Genomic DNA, 17,720 nt, shown 5'->3' on the forward strand with positions numbered 1-17,720 from the left:
GCTCCGGCCTTGGGAACACCCGCTTGTCCGCGGACTCCCCGGGGCGGTATCCGTATTCGTGCGAGCGCCCTACACCGCTCCGGTGGGCATGCGGTCCGACGATCTCAACGTGGAGACGACGCCGCGACGGCGAGGACCTACATCGTGCCAAGTTACCGGGGGACGAATTGTGCAGATTGCGTGCAATCTGCGCATTGTCTGAACATTCTGATGGGAATCCACCTCAAGGAGACAAGCGTCCAGTTACTCTGCCCTGCGGCGGTGGACCAGACCCGGTGCACCGAAACGATGCGACCGCCACCCTGGTTGCTGGAAAATTGCGTGACATGGAAAGGTCGTACGCATGACGGGAGTAGTGCAGCGGTCCGGCCGACCGGCCGAGCGGACCCTGTTCGGGCAGCCGATGGGTTTGGCGAACCTGTTCGGGGTCGAGCTGTGGGAGCGTTTCTCCTACTACGGCATGGTCGCCATCCTCGGCTACTACCTGTACTACTCGGTGACCGACGGCGGCCTCGGGATGAAGACGTCCACGGCTACGGGCATCGTCGGTGCCTACGGCGGCTTCGTCTACCTGGCGACCGTGCTCGGCGGCTGGGTTGCCGACCGGCTCCTGGGCATGGAGCGCACCGTGTTCTACGGTGGCGTCGTCGTGGTGGTGGGGCATATCGCGCTGGCACTGCTGCCGGGCCTGAGCGGGGTCGGCGTCGGCCTGGTGCTGGTCGCGCTCGGCAGCGGCGCGCTCAAGGCCAACGCCTCCTCGCTGCTGGGCACTCTCTACGAGAAGGACGACCCGCGGCTGGACACCGGCTTCACGCTGTTCTACCTCGGCATCAATCTCGGCGGTTTCATCGGCCCGATGATCACCGGGCTGCTGAAGGACCACCTGGGCTTCCATTACGGATTCGGGGCCGCCGCGATCGGCATGGCGCTGGGTCTGACGCAGTACGCCGTGTTCCGGCGCCATCTCGGCGAGCACGGGCGGGTGGTGCCGAACCCGTTGCCGCCCAGTGAGATCGGCAAGACGGTAGGTTTCGTCGCGGCGGTGCTCGCGGTGGCCGTGCTGGCGATGGTGACGGGGCTGATCACGCTGGACAACCTGCCCTGGGTGATCACCGGTGTGGTCGCCGTGGTCTCGCTCGCCTACTTCGTGATCATGCTGACCAGTCCGAAGGTGAACCCGACCGAACGCACCCGGGTCCGCGCCTACATTCCGCTGTACATCGCCACCGCCGTGTTCTTCTCGCTGTTCCAGCAGATCTTCACGGTGCTCACGGTGTACTCCGACGAGCGGATGAACTGGTCGATCTTCGGGTGGGACGCGCCGCCGAGCTGGGTCAGTTCGATCGATCCCGTGTGGATCATCATCCTGTCGCCGCTGTTCGCGCTGCTCTGGGCGCGGCTGGGCACCCGCGCGCCCAGCACCCCGCGCAAGTTCTCCTACGGCGTCATCGGCATGGGCGCGGCCTTCCTGCTGTTCGTGCCGCTGGCCGGGATCGACGGCAAGCAGGTGCCGGTGCTGCTGGTGTTCTTCGTCATGAGCCTGTTCGCGGCCTCCGAACTGCTGCTGTCGCCGATCGGCCTGGCGGTGACGACTCAGCTCGCGCCGGAAGCGTTTCGCGCGCAGATGATGGCGCTGAACTTCTTCGCCATCGCGATCGGCACCTCGATGTCCGGCGTGCTGTCGAAGTACTACGACCCCGGCCATGAGGTCACCTACTTCGGCACCCTCGGTTTGATCACCATCGCGGTCGGTGTGGTCGTCCGATTCCTCGCCCCTTGGGTCAGCCGACATATGGAGGGCGTCCACTGAGCAAATCTCCGGAGAATTCCGAGACGCCCGTACAAATTCGGTAGGCTGACCGGACGCCCCCGTAGCCCAACTGGCAGAGGCAGCGGACTTAAAATCCGTCCAGTGTCGGTTCGATCCCGACCGGGGGCACTGTCGAATCGCAGGTATCGCACTGTTTTCGGGGTGGTCCGACCACACCCCCGCCCCCGCGTCGCAACCCGATTCCGGCACCCCCGCCGCCCCTGGGCTCATCCACCGTCCGCCCCCTGCGGAACCGTCCTCCTCGTCGCCCCCACATCCCCGCGGCGCACAGTTGGCACAATCACGACAGTGGCGTGTACTAGCCGCACCCCCTACTCCACCCTCTCTCGCGACGCCCCGACGCCGAGCCAGCGATCACCGGGCAACGCCGATCCCGGGCTCCCGGACCGTCGGCGCCCACGGCGACTACAGCGTGTAAAAGCCATCGCCCCACAGGGTTTGCAATCTCTGGAAGTAGTAGTCGTATTGCTTCGCGACCACCTCGGTGGAGAACCGGGCCACCGCGTAGTCCCGAATACCTTGGTAGTCGAGCTTTCCGACCGCCTCGGCCGCGTCGCAGAACTCACGCAGCGTGCGGCACCGGAAACCCTGCACGCCCTGCTGCACCGTCTCGCTGAACGCGCCCCAATCCGTGGTGATTACCGGTGTGCCGCACAGCATGGCCTCGACATGAACGGCGCCGAACGGTTCCAGATACAGCGACGGCACGAACACCGCGCGGGCCCGGCTCATCAGCTCCCCACGCCGCCGCACGTCCACCACGCCGACGTACTCGACACCGCTCGGCGGCGTGCCCGCGCCCGCCACGACCAACTTGGCATTCCGGCGTCGGCAAGTATCGATCGCGATCTGCACCCCCTTGGCCTCGATCAACCGCCCGATGAACAGGAAGTAATCGTCCTTCTCGGCGGAGAACGGGAAGTCTCCGACGTCGAAGTAGGCGGGGATCACCGCATCGTAGAATTGGCCTCGCTCGGACATGATCCCCGGAATGGTCGTACTCGCCCCGTACACCGCGTGCATCCAGGCATAGCTCTCGAACACCCGGTACTTGGCGAACACGCCGCTGTATCCGATGCCGAATTCGACGGTCTGCAGTTCGGGAAAGGCGGCAGCGATCGGCTGCTGGCAGGAGCCGCCGATGACACAGATGAAGTCGCGCGGCCGCTTGCGCTTGGAGATCTCGGTGATGATGCGCGCGTTGGTAATCAGCCAGTGCCGGTCCTCCGCGTCCCAGGAGAAGGGGAAGCCGTCCTCGAGGAGTTGCTCGCCGAACCACTCGCGCTGATCGTCCTTGCTGACGACGGTGATCAACTCCGTGCAGGCGGCCTCGTTCTCCTCCCCGGCGTACAGGTACACCTCGTGGCCGAGGCTCGACATCATGTCGCAGAACAAGCGCAACTTCTGCGTGAAGGGGCAGGGCGAGTAGTACTTGGTGGTCTGAGTGTGGGGGAGGGCGGCTACGTGGAATCTCATCCGATCACTTTTGCTTTCCGTGGTGCGCTGTTTCGCCTCCGGGACGGTACTCGCCGTCGGCCTCGGCCTGATACGACTATCGCCAGCAGCGGTGGCCGGGGCAGGGGTACTTCGCGATCGCGTCGGGACCCGGCCGATAACCCGCCTGTAGTCGTACCGGTCCGTGAGGCTCGATGAGCGGCTAAACTGCCCTCGCCGGGTTCGGGGTCGGACTACGAGGACGGGCGGATGACTGGCGTCGGCGACAGGATCGCGGACCGATACGTGCTGCGGGGCTTGTTCACTCGCGGCGGCGAGGGCATCGTCTGGCGGGCAACCGACGAGGATCTGGACCGGGACGTGGTGCTCAAATGCCCGCGTGCCGACGATGCCGAGGGCGCGGCGCGGCTGCGCACGGCGGCGCGCAACGCGGCGGCCCTGCGACATCCGAATATCGTTGGCGTGCACAACATCTTCGAGCACGAGGGCGTCTGCTGGCTGGTCATGGAGTATGTCCACGGTCGCTCGCTGGCCGAGATCGCGCGCCGGGAGCGGAAACTCGACTCGCCGCAGGCCGCCTCGGTCGGCGAGCAGATCGCGGGCGCGCTGGCGCACTGCCACGAGCGCGGCATCCTGCACTGCGATGTGTCGCCGGAGAACATCATCGTCACCGCCGACGGCGACGCCCTGCTGACCGACTTCGGAAGTTCCCTGGACCTGCGCAGCGCCGGGACGGGCGAAACACCGAAAGCCGATGCGGCGCGCGGGAAGTGGCAGTACCTGGCGCCCGAGGTCGAGCGGGGCGGGCCCGCGAGCCCCAAGTCGGACGTGTACGCGCTCGGCGCCTCGCTGCTCGCCGTGACGGCCCGGCGGCGGCGACCCGGACCGCTCGACGCGCTGCTCACCCAGTTGACGCTGACGGGCCCGAACCACCGCCCGGCGGCCGCGGCGGCCGCGGCCCGCTTCGAAGCCCTCGACCAGCCCCCGCGCGGGTGGGACCGCACGGTGCTGCGCCGCGTCGCCCTCGGCGCCGCGGAACTGGCCGCGGTGGCCCTGATCGTCGCGGCCGGTGTGGCGATGCCGGTCACCGCGGCGACCGACCTGTTCGGTGACCCGCAGTCGGCGGACCCGTGCGCACTGGTCGATCCGGGGTCCCTGGCCCGGTTCGGGCGGATCGACCTGACCACCGACGGAGGCAACTTCGATACCTGTGATCTGCGGGTGCGGGCGTGGGGGGACGACTTCCACCCGGATATCGGACGGGTCCGCCTGACGCTCACCACGCAGGCGCCCGCGCAGACCTCGCACGTCACGCTCACCCCCGCCGGTAATGTCACCATCGTCTCCGAACCGGCCAGCGGCACCAGATGCGTTCGGACGTTGATGCTTTCGGGCGGTGGAAACGTCGAGATCACCGGCGAGCGGCGGCCCGACGGGTCCGCTGGGCCCGATCCCTGCGCGCTGGCCGACGCCGCCGTCGAATACGCGCGAAATGTGCTGTGGCACGGCCCGATTCCGCGCCGACCCAGTCCGTTCCCGCCGGAATCGCTGGCCCGGCACGAGGCCTGTGCCCTGGTCGACGCGGCGACCCTCGGCAAGGTGGCGGGCGTCGACGCGACGCACCCGTCCGCCGGGTTCGGCAAGTGGTCCTGCCGTTGGGACAGCACCATCAACGGCCACATCACGGTCCGTTACGACCGCGATTCGCCGAAGACCGCCGCGGCGGGCCAGCCGCTGACCCTCGCCGGTCTGCCCAGTTTCCGCCGCGAGGAGGAGAACGACGACTGCATCGTGCAGATCCAGTATCGGAGCTTCCGGGCGACCTCCGGCGGCGACCGGGCCGAGGTCGTTGTGGTCAAGTTCTCGGGAGCGCGGCCGCCGGCGCGGCACTGCGAGACCGTGACCGATGTGGCGGCGACCGTCGCGGCCAACCTGACCCGATGACGCGCGCGGACCGGTCCGGCGCACGGCGTGTGAGGCTCGGATCCGAACCGTAAGGAGGATGTCGTGCAGCAGAGAGCGGGTGCGCCGGGACGTCGCGGCGTGTATGCGCTGTCCGTATCGCAACACGGGCTGGCCAGGGGGGTCGGCGACGCCGAACCGGGCACGATCTCGGTGTTGTCGACGGCGGGCGGCGTGTGCGGGACGCCGGACGAGGGCAACGTCATCGAATTCGGCCGCAACATCGAGCAGGTCGACGTCGGAGTCGGCCAGGACGACCTGCGGATCAGCCGGGTGCACGGCAGCCTGGCATTCCGGGAGCGCTGCTGGCAGCTCAGCAACACCGGCAGCGTGCCGATCCGGCTGCCCGAGGCGCGGATGGTATTCGAGGGGGAGGAGCCGTTCCCGCTGAGCACCGGCTACACCCCGATGTTCATTCGCGGATCCCACAATCGGGAGCATCTGCTGGAGGTCTACGTGACCGGCGTCGACGGAGCCCTCCCCGCTCCCCGGCACGAGCATGTGACCGATGCGCCCAGGCCGTGGCCGCTGGAACCGGAGGAGAAGCTCGCGCTGGTCGCCCTCGGACAGCGGTATCTGTATCAGGAGCGCTGGCCGCAGCCGTGGACCTGGAAGGAGACCGCGGCCCTGCTCGCCGCGCTGCAACCGGAGGCGGGCTGGACCGAGCGGCATGTCGCGGATCTGGTGGGCCGGGTCCGAGCGCGCCTGTCGGACAAGCGATATGCGCGCGGCTGCGGCCGAGAGCCCGTCGAGGGACTGACTCGGGAACAGGTCGGCGAGCCCATCGGCAATATGCTCAATCACAACCTGCTCCACGAGCTGACCCAGTCGACCACCCTCGTGCCGCGCGACCTGCTGCTGCTCGACTAGCGGTACTGCCTGCCGTACTGATCCTTGTTCTGGTCGTAGTCGTAGGGCTTGTACCCGTTGTCGTACGGGCCCGCGCACCCCGGCTGGTAGTTGTCGCACGCCCCGTAGGGGGAGTAGCAGCCGTACTGGTTCGCCCCGCACGGGTCGTACGACGTTGCGACGCTAGGGATCTGGGCGCCTTGGCCGATTCGGACCGGTTGCGCCTGTGCGGCCTGATACGACATCGACAAGGCGGTGGCGACGAACGCGGCGGCGGCGAGTGCGTTGCGCGCGTGGATGTTTCGGTGGGACATCGTCTTCTCCTGTTCGAACGACTGTGTGCCGGTTTCCGGTGCTCGGCGCCGCCCGGCCTGGCCAAGTTAACGGTGGCCGCACCGGACCGGTCCGGGCGCGAGGGAGTGAGGTACGCTGTTCGTACGCGTACGAAAATGACGGGAGAGCGATGACCACCATCGACGTTGCCGAGGTAGGGGAGCGGTCCGCACCGCCTCGGCCGGATGCCGAATTCGCGTCGGGGCCGAGCGTGGCGGGGCTCGTGCGCCCGTTCGCCCGGGGTTTCGCCGCCGTCGTCATCCTGCAGATCATCGGCGCCGTCGCGGGTCTGGCGCCGCTGCTGGCGGTCGTGGAACTGGGCCGGGCGCTGTTGTCGCCCGACCCGATCGATCACGGTCACGTGTGGTTCGTCGTGACCGTCGGCGCCGTCGGCCTGTTCGTGCGGCTGGTGTGCACCGGCGCGTCCTCGGGGATCGGGCACCTGCTCGACGGCCGGGTGGAACTCTCGTTCCGCCGTCAGCTGGCGGCGCGGCTGGGGCGGGTGCCGATCGGCTGGTTCTCGCGGCGACGCACCGGCGAGCTGGCGAAGGTGGTCGGGCAGGACGTCGGCGCCGTGCATCCGCTCATCGCGCACGCGCCCGGCGAACTGGTGTCCGCGTTCGTGGTGCCGCTGGTCGCGCTGGTGTACCTGTGCACCGTGGACTGGCGGCTGACGCTGATCACGATGGTTCCGGTGGTGCTGGCGATCGCGCTGGTGCCCCTGATGATGACCCCGAAGCGACAGCGCGAGCAGGTGGACTTCGACGACGGGATGGGCCGGATCGCCGATGCGGCCATCGAGTTCGTCCAGGGGATCGCGGTGGTCAAGGCGTTCGGTGGCGGCGAGCGCGTGCACGGGAAATTCCGCACGGCCACAGATGATTTCGCCGATTCCTTTCTCCGCTGGGCGGTCGGTCTCTCCCCGATCGCGGCGGCCATGCAGCTGATGCTGTCGCCGCCGTTCGTGCTGGTGGTCGTGCTGATCGGCGGGACGGCGCTGATCACGAACGGCTCGCTGGCCCCGGCGGACCTGCTGCCCTTCCTGCTGCTGGGGCTGGGGCTGACGGCCCCGGTCGCCGCGCTCGGCCACGGCTTCGACGACCTGCAGGCCGCCCGGCGCGCGGTGGGCCGGATCCGGGATGTGCTTGCGGTGCAGCCACTTCCGGAGCCGAAGCGCCCGGTGGCGCCGCGCGGGCACCGGGTGGAGCTGCGCGAGGTGCGCTTCGGCTACGACGACGGTCGCGAGGTGCTGCGCGGTATCGATCTGGTGCTGGAGCCCGGGACGGTGACCGCGATCGTGGGACCGTCCGGCAGCGGGAAGTCCACGCTGGTCCAGTTGTTACCGCGGTTCTTCGACCCGACCCACGGCGCCGTCCTCTTGGGCGGGGTCGATCTGCGCGAGCTGGGCAGCCGGGAACTCTACCGCCGGATCTCCTTCGTGTTCCAGGACGTTCGCCTGCTGCGCGCGTCGGTCGCGGACAATATCGCGCTGGCCGTGCCGCACTCCGACCTCGACGACGTGGTCCGCGTCGCCCGGCTGGCGAATATCCACGACCGAATCGTGCGGCTGCCGCACGGCTACGATTCGGTGATCGGTGTGGACGCCCAGCTGTCGGGCGGTGAGGCACAACGGATCTCGCTCGCCCGGGCGCTGCTCGCCGATACCCCGGTGCTGGTGCTCGACGAGGCCACCTCGTTCGCGGATCCGCAGACCGAACAGGCGGTGCGCCAGGCGCTCTCGACGCTGGCGGGCGATCGCACGAGGCTGGTCATCGCCCACCGACCGGAGACGGTCGCCGACGCCGACACCGTGGTGGTGCTGGAGGACGGGGAGATCGTCGAACGCGGCGGTCCCGCCGAGCTGCTGGCACGCGGCGGCCGGTTCGCGGAGTTCTGGCGATCGCATCGGCCGGCGATCACCGAGGAGATCGAAATCCACACCGGCGCAACAGGAGACGAGCCCCGATGATTCGAACGCTACTGCGGGTGCTGGGGCGCGAGTACGCCCGTCCGGTGCGCCGCACCGTGGCCCTGATGACGGTGACCGCGGTGGTCGAGGGGCTGTCCTACGCACTGCTGGCGCCGGTGCTGCGGGCGCTGTTCGGGAGCGACCCGGGCGACGCGTGGCCCTGGCTGGTCGCGTTCGGAGGCGCGGTCGTGATCTACGCGGCGCTGCGCTACAGCAGCGATCTGTCCGGATTCCGGGTCGGCACAACGCTTTTGCGCGGGGTCTACCGGCGGCTCGGCGAGCATCTGGCCCGGCTGCCGCTCGGCTGGTACTCGGCCGGGCGCGTCGGCGAGGTGTCGGTGCTGGCGAGTCAGGGTGTCCTGCAGGCGATGAGCGTGATCGCGCATCTGCTGGCGCCGCTCGTCTCCGCGTCCGTGACGCCGCTGACGATCGTCGCCGTGATGTTCGTGTTCGACTGGCGGCTCGGACTGGCCGCGCTGATCGCCGTCCCGGTGGTGGCGGCGGTCCAGGTGTGGACGGGTCGTTCGGCGGCCGCCACCGATGCCGAGCGCCACGAACGCGGCGACGAGGCGACCGGGCGGGTCATCGAATACCTCCAGGCCCAGCCGGTGCTGCGGGCCGGTGGCCGGACCGCGGAACGCTTCCGATTCCTCGACGACGCGCTGTCCGAACTCGAGCGCGCGGGACGTCGTTCGACGCTGTCGGCGCTGCCCGGAATCGTGGGCCTGACGCTCACGGTGCAGGCGGTGTTCACCGCGCTGCTGGCCCTGGGTTCCTATCTGACGCTTCGTGGAAGTGTCGGCGCGGCAGAGGTTTTGGCGATCCTGGTGCTGGCCGCCCGCTGCGCCGACCCGCTGCTGTCGCTGACGGATATCGGCGGCAAGCTGCGCGCCGCCCGGGCCGAGCTGGTCCGGCTCGATACGGTGCTGCGCACCGAACCGCTGCCGGAGGCACGCGAACCGGTCCGGCCGGTCCGCCACGACCTGGAGTTCGAGTCCGTGATCTTCCGGCGCGGCGACCGCGCGGTGATCGATGCCGTGTCGCTGTCGGTCCCGGCGGGGCAGCGGCTGGCCGTAGTCGGGCCGTCCGGCGCGGGGAAGAGCACGGTGTTGCAGCTGCTCGCGCGGTTCTACGACGTGGACGCGGGCGCGGTGCGCGTCGGCGGCGTGGATGTGCGCGAGATCGGCACCGAAACGCTGAGGGAGCAGATCGCCATCGTGTTCCAGAACGTCTATCTCTTCGATGGCACCATCGAGGAGAACGTGCGGCTCGGTCGCCCCGACGCCGACGCTGCGCAGGTGCGCGCCGCGGCGACTGCGGCGCGGCTGGACGAGGTGATCGAGCGGCTGCCCGGCGGCTGGTCGGCGTGTGTCGGCGAGGGCGGCGCGCTGCTGTCCGGCGGTGAGCGCCAACGTGTTTCGATCGCCCGCGCGCTGCTGAAGAACGCCCCCGTCGTGCTGCTGGACGAGGTGACCTCGGCGCTGGACCCGGTGAACGAGGCCGCCGTCCACGAGGGTATCGAGCGCCTGATGGCGGGCCGCACCGTAGTGATGGTCGCGCACCGGCTGCGCACTGTGCGGCGCGCCGACCGCATCGTCTTCCTCGACGGCGGGCGGATCGTCGAGGACGGTGCCCACGACGAACTGCTGCGCCGGAACGGCCGCTACGCCGAGTTCTGGAATCTCGCTCCGGCCCGGTCCTGACGCCCGTGCTATCGGCTGGGCCGGGACGGCAGTAGCCCGTCGACGATCGCGGTCAGGCCCAGCCGGTGCGAGGGGCGAGTGGTGAGTTCGTCCCAGCGGTCGGCGACCCCCGCGAGGTGCGGGTAGGTGCCGGTGGCGGCGTCGGCGAAGGCTCGGTCCCGGTAGACCGGCTCGGACCGGGCCCGGCGGCGTCCGCTGTTCACCCGGATCATCAGATTGCCGACGATGTAGTACCAGATCGTGCGGTAGACGTCGACGGCCTCCTCGGGGGTGCAGCCGCAGTCGACGGCGGCGCCGATCATCATCTCCACGAACCAGAGTGCGGCGGGGGCGAAGAGGTCGTCCGCGGTCAGGACCTCGATGATCCAGGCGCGTTCGGAGAGCAGTTCGTAGAGCAGGACGGCCGTCGCGACGAGCCGGTCCCGGGGGTTGTCGGGCAGGTCCGGGCGCGGTATGTCCCGGGCATGCGCCTCCAGCACCAGCAACAGCAGCTCGTCCTTGTCTCGCACGTGGTAGTACAGCGTCATCGGCGCGCTGCCGAGCTCGGTGGCCAGCCGCCGCATCGACAGCTTGTCCGGCCCCTCCGCCCGCAGGATGCGATCGGCCGCGGCGACGATCGCCTCCAGGGACAACCGCGACGGGCGGCCGACGCTCTTCGCACGAGGTCCTTCTGCGGGCATCTGCCCATCCTCCCCCGACCGCCCGCAGCGGCCGTTGCCGGTCCCATTCCGCACCGCTGCGCATATGCGCCATTGCGACCAGCGTTGTTGCCGGGCCATCGAGATCTCTGGAGTATCGAAGGTGGTCGGCCGAAGACGTTCGAGCAGTGTCGGCGGGCGGCCCCGTAATGCGCAACACAGTTCGTAACACGCAACTTCGGCCCCCGATCTCGTCAGCGGAAAGGACCGAATGTGATGCCACCACGAACTCTGATCGACTTGCCCACCACCCCCATGCAGGTCGCCCAGCCGGGCCCCGCTCCGCGACCGCGACGGGGCAACCCGGCCCGCCCGGGCATGGCCGACCTGTGGCAGCAGGCGAAAACGGTGCTGGTGACGCGTGTTACCGGCCCCCAGCAGCTGGTGACGGTTCCGCGGTTGGTGGTTCCGGTCGGCGACAACCAGCTGGCCTTCCGCGTCTCCTCCCATGCCCCCGAGGCCACCCAGCTGGCGCACGACGACCGGGTCCTCGTGCAGCCCGGCGACTGGCGCGGCAGCCCCGCGCTCGGATCTCAACAGCGTCCGGGCCGGGCCCAACTGGTGACCGGCGGCACGCTGCTGCCGTATGTGCAGTCGGAGATCGACGCCAAGTACAAGTGGCGAACGTCCTTGGCGCGCTTCGCCCATCACTTCGCGCGCGGCGCCGCCCCCTACGGCGATGTCATCGTGCTCGTGACGGTGCACGACCCCGTCCCCATGCTCATGCCGCCGCGCTGAGTTCGCGCTGACCGCGGCGCCGCACGCCGATCGGTTGTCAGCGCTGGGCGGGCAGTCCGCGCAGGAAGATCTCGAACGCCTCCGGTTGCACCGCGATGGAGCCCACGAACGGCTGGTCGAGCATCATGATCAGCCCGAGCGACAGCACGACCAGCACGGCCAGCGCGCCCACGAGCAGCAGCTGGGTCCAGAATTTGGGCAGGCCGAAGAAGAAGGTGAATCCGACGGTCACCACCGCGCCCACCGCCATCGCGATCCACAGCACCGTCGGCACGTTGTGGCCGCTCTGGCTGAGCCGCTCGCGGCGCGCGGCGGCGAGATCGTTGACGGTCGCCAGCGAATGCTCGAAGACCAGTTGCGTGCGCGGGCTGTCGGTGGGCAGCGCGTTGATCTCGTCGCGCATGCGGTACACCAGCGCGGTGGCCTCGGGGCTGTAGCCGCCGTCGCCGAGCAGTGGCCATTCCTTCGCGACGACCACGCGCGCGTACTGCTGCGTGGTCGCCTCCAGGTCGCGGCCCACCTCCGGCGGCAGGGCGCGGGCGTCCCAGTACAACGCGCCCAGGTGGTTGGCCTCCTCGAAGGTATTGGTGCTCGCCTCCTGCAGCGAATTCCACTCGTTGACCACGATGAACGCCAGCAGCACCGCGTACAGCGCGCCGACCGCCTGGAACACCGTCCCCGCGGCCTCGTTGTAACCGCCGGGATTGCGGCCGCGACGCCGTGCTCGCCACATCACCACCACGCCCAGGACGACGGTGATTGCCGGTACGAGCAGTGCGAACCACGCCCACGCCATCGACGATCTCCCCTGCATCGAAGGAACTCGTGTGTTGCTGCGGTCGAGGAGCGTACCTGCGCGACCGCGCGACGCGTGGTGAACACGCCCGGCCGGAGGCGAGTATCCCCAAGAGACTGCCTCGGATGCGCACCGGGGTGCTGCGCCGTACCATTCGGTCGTCCTGCAGGGCTGTGCCGGTCGACCTAGGTGGCGTGAATGAGTCTCAGCGGTAAGCGATTTCTGGATGCGGCCGGAAGCCGGGACACGGCGGTCGCCGTGCTGGCAACGATCACCGGGCTGTACTACCTGATCGTCGCGGTCACCAACTGCCTCGACACCGACACCAACCGCCGCGGCGTCACCGCGGTGCTGTCGATGCGCAGCACGACCCACCATCCCGCCGTCGACTGGCACGCCGTCACCAATCCCACGGTGGTGTGGATCGCCTACATCGGCGTCGTGATCTGGGAATTCCTGACCGCATTCGTGTTGCTGGCGGGGGCCGTGGCGGGCTGGCGGGCACTGCTGGGCCGCCGGGGCGCGACGGCCGATACGGCCGCGAAGCTGTCCAGCCTCGGCTGGGTGTTGGCGGTGTTGCTGTTCGCCGGAGGCTTCCTGACCATCGGCGGGGAGTGGTTCCGGATGTGGGCGAACAAGGAGGTGAACGCCTCGTCGGCGGCGCTGCAGAACGTCCTGATCGCCGCCGTCGGCCTCATCCTGGTCCATCTGCCCGGACGCTCGGAGGTCCGGGCGCGGTCCTAGCGAGCGGCCCCCGAACGGCCGATCGGCGATACCGAGCGGGTGCCCGGTATCGCCGATCGGCGGGAACGGTCAGCTGGTGACCAACTCGGGTTCGGTGCTCCCGATCTCGTCGCCGGACTGGTCCGACTCGTCCGGGGCGCTGGACCGGTTCGGCAGCAGTACCGCCATCACGATCACGATCAGCGCCAGGGCCGCCGAGACGGCGAAGGCCAGCTTCATGCCGTCCAGGTGCGCGGCGATCGGTTCGACGCCGTCCTCGATCAGCGCCTCGCCGCGGGCCGCCATCACGGTCACCACCAGGGCGCTGCCCAAGGCCGCCGCGACCTGCTGCAGCGTGCCCAGCATCGAGCTGCCGTGCGAGTACAGGTGCGTCGGCAGCGCGCCCAGACCCAGGGTGAAGACCGGGGTGAAGGCCGCGGCCAGCGACACCATCAGCAGGATGTGCAGGCCGAGCAGCTGCCAGTACGGCATGGTCAGCGAGATCTGGGTGAATCCGGCCAGCGCGGCCGCGATGCCGATCGAACCCGGAATCACCAGCACCCGTCCGCCGAACCGGTCGAACAGCCGCCCGATGGTCGGGCCCAGCAGGCCCATGGCCAGACCGCCGGGCATCACCAGCAGGCCGGTCTGCAGCGGACTCAGGCCGCGCAGGTTCTGCAGGTATAGCGGCAGCAGCAGCATCGAACCGAGCATCGCCAGGAAGGCGACCGCCATCAGGACCAGCGCCTTGGTGTAGGTGCCGGACAGCAGGGTGCGCAGGTCCAGCAGCGGAGTCCCGTTGCGCTGCAGCCGAATCTGACGGACGGCGAAGATGCCGATCAGGGCCAGTCCGGCGGCGACGATCAGCGCGGGGGTGGCGACGTTGCCGGTCTCGAACCGGCTGAGCCCGTAGACCAGGCCGCCGAACCCGAGGGCCGCGAACGCCACGCTGGACCAGTCGATCGTGCCGGTCTCCGGCTCACCCACGTTCTCCAGGTGCCGCAGACCGAACCAGGTCACGGCGGCGGCGATCGGCAGCACCAGCACGAACAGCCAACGCCACGAACCGATCTGGAGCACCAGGCCGGAGATGACGGGCCCCATGGCCGGGGCCACCGAGATGGCGAGGGTGACGTTGCCCATGACGCGGCCGCGATCCTGCTCGGGGACCACGGTCATCAGGGTGGTCATCAACAGCGGCATCATCACCGCGGTGCCACCGGCCTGGATGACCCGGCCGATCAGCAGCACGGCGAACGACGGGGCCACCGCCGACAGCGCGGTGCCGGCGAGGAAGACCCCCATCGCGATGGCGTAGGCGCGACGGGTCGTGACCCGCTGCAGGAACCATCCGGTGACCGGGATGACGGCCGCCATGGTGAGCATGAACGCGGTGGACACCCACTGCGCCGCGCGCTCGGTGACTTCGAGATCGGACATCAGGCGCGGGATCGCGTTGATCATGATGGTCTCGTTGAGAATCACCACGAAGGTCGCGAGAACCAACAGCCGGATGACTGTCGGTGTCCGCCGCCCGGTCGAGCGATCGGATATTTCGGCGGGCATGGGGTACCTCCGGGTAGTTCTCGAAACTGGGGACGACGTATGGGCTCGGGGCGGTTCATCGACGATGATGACCGGGCCACACGTGATCAGACGGAGCCGATTCGCTCAACTCATCGGTCGCCCGCCAGTATTCCCGGTGACGGCGGGTCGGGGCATTCCATTTTCGCGCCCGCCCGCCGACGGACCGGCCGCCCGTCCGGTGGCCGATCTCGCTGGCGAGGATCATCGCAGTGCTCCCGTAGTCGTGTTTCCGTCTGCTGTCGACCAGCATCGAACATCAACTATGGTTCAGGTCAAGAGGTCACCGCTGGGTGGTCGGGAACGAGGAGATGGTCACGCTGCCGCCGACTCCATGCTCAGGGTTTGCGGGCCACCCCGCCGTAAGCGGCGATATCGCGCAGCCCGGCCACCTCCAGCTCCGATCGGCGCCAGTGGGTGATCTTCCCGAAGCCCGGTTCGAGCATCTCGAAGCCGTCGAAGACCGCGCGCAGCTGATCCTGCGTGCGGGTGTAGTACGGCACGCCGCCGGACTTGGCGTATTCCTCGCACATCTTCGTGTAGGTGGGGCTGTCCACGGTGCCGTCCCAGTACACCAGGTAGCTGTCGGACGGGACCGCGTCCATCACGGTCCGGACGATTCGGAGCAGATCCTCGTAGGTGCGGGCGTGGCCGAGTACCCCCATGAACATCACGCCGATCGGCTGGGTGAAGTTCAGGATGTTGGCGGCGTCGGCGATGATCTGCTCGGGCTCGTGGAAGTCGGCCTCGATGTAGGTGGTGACACCCTCGTGGGTGGTGCTGGTCAGCAGGGCCCGCGCATGGGTGAGCACCAGCGGATCGTTGTCGACGTAGACGATCCGGGCGTCGGGGTGGACGCTCTGGGCCACCTGGTGGGTGTTCTGCATGGTCGGCAGGCCGGTGCCGATGTCGAGGAACTGTCGAATGCCGGCCTCACCGGCCAGATGGTTGACCGCGCGGATCAGGAACCGGCGGCTCTCGGTGGCCATCGTCCCGATATCGGGATCGATCTGCATGCTGGCGTCGCCGACCTCGCGGTCGATATCGTAATTGTCCTTACCGCCCATCCAGTAGTTCCAGATTCGGGCGGAGTGCGGGATGTCGGTGCGGATCTCCGTGTTGTGCCCTGTCGGCATTGTGGGTCGGCTCCTCGTCGAGGTCTCGAGGCGGTGCCTCCGGCCCGCGGAGGCACGAACGGGTGATTGTCTGATCTGTCCAGTGACAGTACAAGATTGGGGAGTAGCCGACAGGCGGATCGCGACTCCGGTCCGAGATTTCCTGCACGAGAGAACATACTGGTCAGCAGGCGACGCGCGAGTATGATAGTCCTTCGACGCAGTGTAGTCAGTGGGTTTGCGGGCACCCCGCAGGTGATCGTCGAGCATCGGAGCAGAACTCATGATCGCAGATTCCGTCCCGTTCCGGATCGGCAGCGTGGATTCGCTTGTCGCCGAACGCGGTCCGACTGCGCTGCGCATTGCCGTCGGTGGTCAGCTGCGCAAACTGCGGGAGCAGTGCGGGATCACTCGCGAGGCCGCCGGTGAACACATTCGCGGTTCGCACGCGAAGATCAGCCGTCTGGAACTGGGCCGGACCGGATTCAAGGAACGCGATATCCGGGATCTGCTGACGCTTTACAAGGTCACCGATCCCGGGGACCGCGAGGCGTTCCTGGATCTCGTGCGCAAGGCCAACCAGCCCGGCTGGTGGCACCGCTACAGCGATCTGCTGCCGCAGTGGTTCGAGACGTTCATCGGCCTGGAGCACGCCGCGCACTCGATCAGAACCTTTGAGGCGCAACTGGTTCCGGGTCTGCTGCAGACCGAGGAGTACACCCGGGCCATCGTGGCGCTGGGTCACGAGGAGGCCGAGGCGGCCCGGCGGGTGGAGTTACGCCGGCACCGGCAGGAGATCCTGGACCGCGAGGGCGGCCCTACCCTGTGGGGGGTGCTGGACGAGACCGTGCTACACCGGCCGATCGGCGGAAACGACGTGCTGCGTGGGCAACTCGAGCATCTGGTCGAGATGTCCGACCGGCTGAACGTGACGATTCAGGTCCTGCCCTACGCGGCGGGCGGACATGCGGCGGCCGGAAGTTCGTTCACGATGCTGCGCTTCGCCGAGCCGGAATTGCCCGATATCGTTTATATCGAGCAACTGACCAGTGCGCTCTATCTGGATCGCCTACAGGATCTGGAGCTCTACCGCCGGGTGATGGACCGCCTCAGCGTGCAGGCGGAGCCGCCGGATCGCTCCCGCAAGATGCTGGTGGCCGCGGCCGAATCGCTGTGAGGGCGCCCGGTATCTATCGGGCGGCGCCGAATGTGGTGGTCAGCGTGGCGGAGCAGCGATAGTTCCGGTGCGGTCCAGATTTCGACACTGTCCGATTCGGTGATTCGGCGTGCGCGAAGGCGGATCGATCTGAGACGGTAGAGCCATCGGAACCGACTAGACACGTAGGAGCTTTTTCGATGTCGATGGTTGTCTTCCTCGCGCTGCTGCCGTTCATGGGGCCGGACAGCGCGCAGTCGCTCGCGATCCAGCATTCCGGAGTTCTCGGCGGCTGGTGATCTCCGGCGCGTCCGCGCCGGAAGCCGTTCCATACCGAAAGCGTTCGAGCGCCGGTGGTCCTTCCGAGCTGCCGGTGTTCGACGCGCGCTTCAGGACGGTTGGGGGCCGCCAATGCCGGTGGCGGCCTTGACCACGACCTTGTCCTGGGTGACCTCTTGCACGGTGAGGTTGATCCCGCTGGCGGGCTGGGTCTCGCCGACCGGCACGTCCACCTGTTGACCGGCCACCTTCAGGGTGACGGTGTTGCCGTTCACCGCAACGAGTTCCGCCTCCACCTCGAGGAAGCTGGCCTTGGCGTTCACGCCACGGTCGAACGTGATCGTGCAGCCGCTGATGTCGCAGTCGGACGTGGTGCCCTGCCCCTCCGTGCTGCAGGCGGCCACCCCGAACGAGGCGACCAGGGTGAACAGGGTCAAGGCAAGTAGCCGTCGAACACGCACGCGGCCCAGTGTAAGCGGAAATACGGTGCTCCGGGGCGTCCGATTCCCACTCTCGAGGGCGGAATCGC

Annotated in this window: 15 protein-coding genes and 1 tRNA gene; 9 read left to right on the top strand and 7 right to left on the bottom strand. The window is 68.5% G+C overall.

Translation table 11 applies throughout. The features are described from left to right. Positions 1–343: 343 nt before the first annotated feature. Positions 344–1,810, top strand: a complete 1,467-nt coding sequence (locus ACYVLQ_RS04685; RefSeq protein ID WP_460696111.1) for a peptide MFS transporter — start codon at positions 344–346, stop codon at positions 1,808–1,810. Between the two features lie 55 nt (positions 1,811–1,865). Continuing rightward, positions 1,866–1,939, top strand: a tRNA-Leu gene (locus ACYVLQ_RS04690). A gap of 297 nt (positions 1,940–2,236) precedes the next feature. Here ACYVLQ_RS04690 and ACYVLQ_RS04695 read toward each other — a convergent pair. After that, entirely contained in the window at positions 2,237–3,307 is a 1,071-nt protein-coding gene (locus ACYVLQ_RS04695) for a glycosyltransferase (RefSeq protein WP_460696112.1), read from the bottom strand. A gap of 228 nt (positions 3,308–3,535) precedes the next feature. Here ACYVLQ_RS04695 and ACYVLQ_RS04700 point away from each other — a divergent pair, with 228 nt between their 5' ends. Together ACYVLQ_RS04700 and ACYVLQ_RS04705 are read left to right on the top strand one after the other, a co-directional pair. Then, positions 3,536–5,230, top strand: coding sequence for a serine/threonine-protein kinase (locus tag ACYVLQ_RS04700; RefSeq protein WP_460696113.1), 1,695 nt, complete (start codon positions 3,536–3,538; stop codon positions 5,228–5,230). 63 nt (positions 5,231–5,293) lie between these two features. Further along, positions 5,294–6,118: a hypothetical protein gene (locus tag ACYVLQ_RS04705; protein ID WP_460696114.1), complete on the top strand. Its 825-nt coding sequence runs from the start codon at positions 5,294–5,296 to the stop codon at positions 6,116–6,118. Here the strand turns inward: ACYVLQ_RS04705 and ACYVLQ_RS04710 are convergent. Next, positions 6,115–6,411, bottom strand: a complete 297-nt coding sequence (locus ACYVLQ_RS04710) for a hypothetical protein (protein ID WP_460696115.1) — start codon at positions 6,409–6,411, stop codon at positions 6,115–6,117. The genes ACYVLQ_RS04705 and ACYVLQ_RS04710 overlap by 4 nt on opposite strands. Positions 6,412–6,560: 149 nt before the next feature. On the opposite strand from ACYVLQ_RS04710, the gene ACYVLQ_RS04715 reads away from it, so the two are divergent. Continuing rightward, positions 6,561–8,399 (top strand): ABC transporter ATP-binding protein, encoded by a 1,839-nt coding sequence (locus ACYVLQ_RS04715; protein ID WP_460696116.1) that lies wholly within the window; start codon positions 6,561–6,563, stop codon positions 8,397–8,399. Beyond that, the gene (locus tag ACYVLQ_RS04720) at positions 8,396–10,102 is read left to right on the top strand and encodes an ABC transporter ATP-binding protein (RefSeq protein WP_460696117.1); all 1,707 of its coding nucleotides are present in this window, start codon (positions 8,396–8,398) and stop codon (positions 10,100–10,102) included. The genes ACYVLQ_RS04715 and ACYVLQ_RS04720 overlap by 4 nt, the downstream gene beginning before the upstream one ends. A gap of 8 nt (positions 10,103–10,110) precedes the next feature. Here the strand turns inward: ACYVLQ_RS04720 and ACYVLQ_RS04725 are convergent, their stop codons facing one another. Then, positions 10,111–10,782: a TetR/AcrR family transcriptional regulator gene (locus tag ACYVLQ_RS04725; protein WP_460696118.1), complete on the bottom strand. Its 672-nt coding sequence runs from the start codon at positions 10,780–10,782 to the stop codon at positions 10,111–10,113. Positions 10,783–11,016: 234 nt separating this feature from the next. On the opposite strand from ACYVLQ_RS04725, the gene ACYVLQ_RS04730 reads away from it, so the two are divergent. Then, positions 11,017–11,538: a hypothetical protein gene (locus tag ACYVLQ_RS04730; RefSeq protein ID WP_460696119.1), complete on the top strand. Its 522-nt coding sequence runs from the start codon at positions 11,017–11,019 to the stop codon at positions 11,536–11,538. A 37-nt stretch (positions 11,539–11,575) separates the two neighbouring features. Here the strand turns inward: ACYVLQ_RS04730 and ACYVLQ_RS04735 are convergent, their stop codons facing one another. Then, positions 11,576–12,334 carry a bestrophin-like domain gene (locus ACYVLQ_RS04735; RefSeq protein ID WP_460696120.1) on the bottom strand — a complete coding sequence of 253 codons (759 nt, stop codon included), beginning with the start codon at positions 12,332–12,334 and terminating at the stop codon, positions 11,576–11,578. Between the two features lie 198 nt (positions 12,335–12,532). Between ACYVLQ_RS04735 and ACYVLQ_RS04740 the strand changes: the two genes are divergently transcribed. Beyond that, positions 12,533–13,078: a DUF2165 domain-containing protein gene (locus ACYVLQ_RS04740; RefSeq protein ID WP_460696121.1), complete on the top strand. Its 546-nt coding sequence runs from the start codon at positions 12,533–12,535 to the stop codon at positions 13,076–13,078. A gap of 69 nt (positions 13,079–13,147) precedes the next feature. Here the strand turns inward: ACYVLQ_RS04740 and ACYVLQ_RS04745 are convergent, their stop codons facing one another. Together ACYVLQ_RS04745 and ACYVLQ_RS04750 are read right to left on the bottom strand one after the other, a co-directional pair. After that, the gene (locus tag ACYVLQ_RS04745; RefSeq protein WP_460696122.1) at positions 13,148–14,623 is read right to left on the bottom strand and encodes an MDR family MFS transporter; all 1,476 of its coding nucleotides are present in this window, start codon (positions 14,621–14,623) and stop codon (positions 13,148–13,150) included. Positions 14,624–14,979: 356 nt separating this feature from the next. After that, positions 14,980–15,777, bottom strand: a complete 798-nt coding sequence (locus tag ACYVLQ_RS04750; protein WP_460696123.1) for an SAM-dependent methyltransferase — start codon at positions 15,775–15,777, stop codon at positions 14,980–14,982. A gap of 262 nt (positions 15,778–16,039) precedes the next feature. On the opposite strand from ACYVLQ_RS04750, the gene ACYVLQ_RS04755 reads away from it, so the two are divergent. After that, a complete protein-coding gene (locus ACYVLQ_RS04755) occupies positions 16,040–16,933 on the top strand; it encodes a helix-turn-helix domain-containing protein (RefSeq protein WP_460696124.1) in 894 nt (297 codons plus the stop codon). A 368-nt stretch (positions 16,934–17,301) separates the two neighbouring features. On the opposite strand, the gene ACYVLQ_RS04760 is transcribed toward ACYVLQ_RS04755, so the two are convergent. Continuing rightward, positions 17,302–17,652, bottom strand: a complete 351-nt coding sequence (locus tag ACYVLQ_RS04760) for a hypothetical protein (RefSeq protein ID WP_460696125.1) — start codon at positions 17,650–17,652, stop codon at positions 17,302–17,304. Positions 17,653–17,720 lie beyond the last annotated feature (68 nt).

The sequence above is a fragment of the Nocardia thraciensis genome, from assembly GCF_054782435.1.

Coding starts and splice junctions, on each gene's coding strand:
- ACYVLQ_RS04755 (WP_460696124.1), top strand. CDS start 16,040: ATGATCGCAGATTCCGTCCCGTTCCGGATCGGCAGCGTGGATTCGCTT.
- ACYVLQ_RS04750 (WP_460696123.1), bottom strand. CDS start 15,777: ATGCCGACAGGGCACAACACGGAGATCCGCACCGACATCCCGCACTCC.
- ACYVLQ_RS04730 (WP_460696119.1), top strand. CDS start 11,017: ATGCCACCACGAACTCTGATCGACTTGCCCACCACCCCCATGCAGGTC.
- ACYVLQ_RS04700 (WP_460696113.1), top strand. CDS start 3,536: ATGACTGGCGTCGGCGACAGGATCGCGGACCGATACGTGCTGCGGGGC.
- ACYVLQ_RS04740 (WP_460696121.1), top strand. CDS start 12,533: ATGAGTCTCAGCGGTAAGCGATTTCTGGATGCGGCCGGAAGCCGGGAC.
- ACYVLQ_RS04695 (WP_460696112.1), bottom strand. CDS start 3,307: ATGAGATTCCACGTAGCCGCCCTCCCCCACACTCAGACCACCAAGTAC.
- ACYVLQ_RS04745 (WP_460696122.1), bottom strand. CDS start 14,623: ATGCCCGCCGAAATATCCGATCGCTCGACCGGGCGGCGGACACCGACA.
- ACYVLQ_RS04685 (WP_460696111.1), top strand. CDS start 344: ATGACGGGAGTAGTGCAGCGGTCCGGCCGACCGGCCGAGCGGACCCTG.
- ACYVLQ_RS04735 (WP_460696120.1), bottom strand. CDS start 12,334: ATGGCGTGGGCGTGGTTCGCACTGCTCGTACCGGCAATCACCGTCGTC.
- ACYVLQ_RS04725 (WP_460696118.1), bottom strand. CDS start 10,782: ATGCCCGCAGAAGGACCTCGTGCGAAGAGCGTCGGCCGCCCGTCGCGG.
- ACYVLQ_RS04715 (WP_460696116.1), top strand. CDS start 6,561: ATGACCACCATCGACGTTGCCGAGGTAGGGGAGCGGTCCGCACCGCCT.
- ACYVLQ_RS04710 (WP_460696115.1), bottom strand. CDS start 6,411: ATGTCCCACCGAAACATCCACGCGCGCAACGCACTCGCCGCCGCCGCG.
- ACYVLQ_RS04720 (WP_460696117.1), top strand. CDS start 8,396: ATGATTCGAACGCTACTGCGGGTGCTGGGGCGCGAGTACGCCCGTCCG.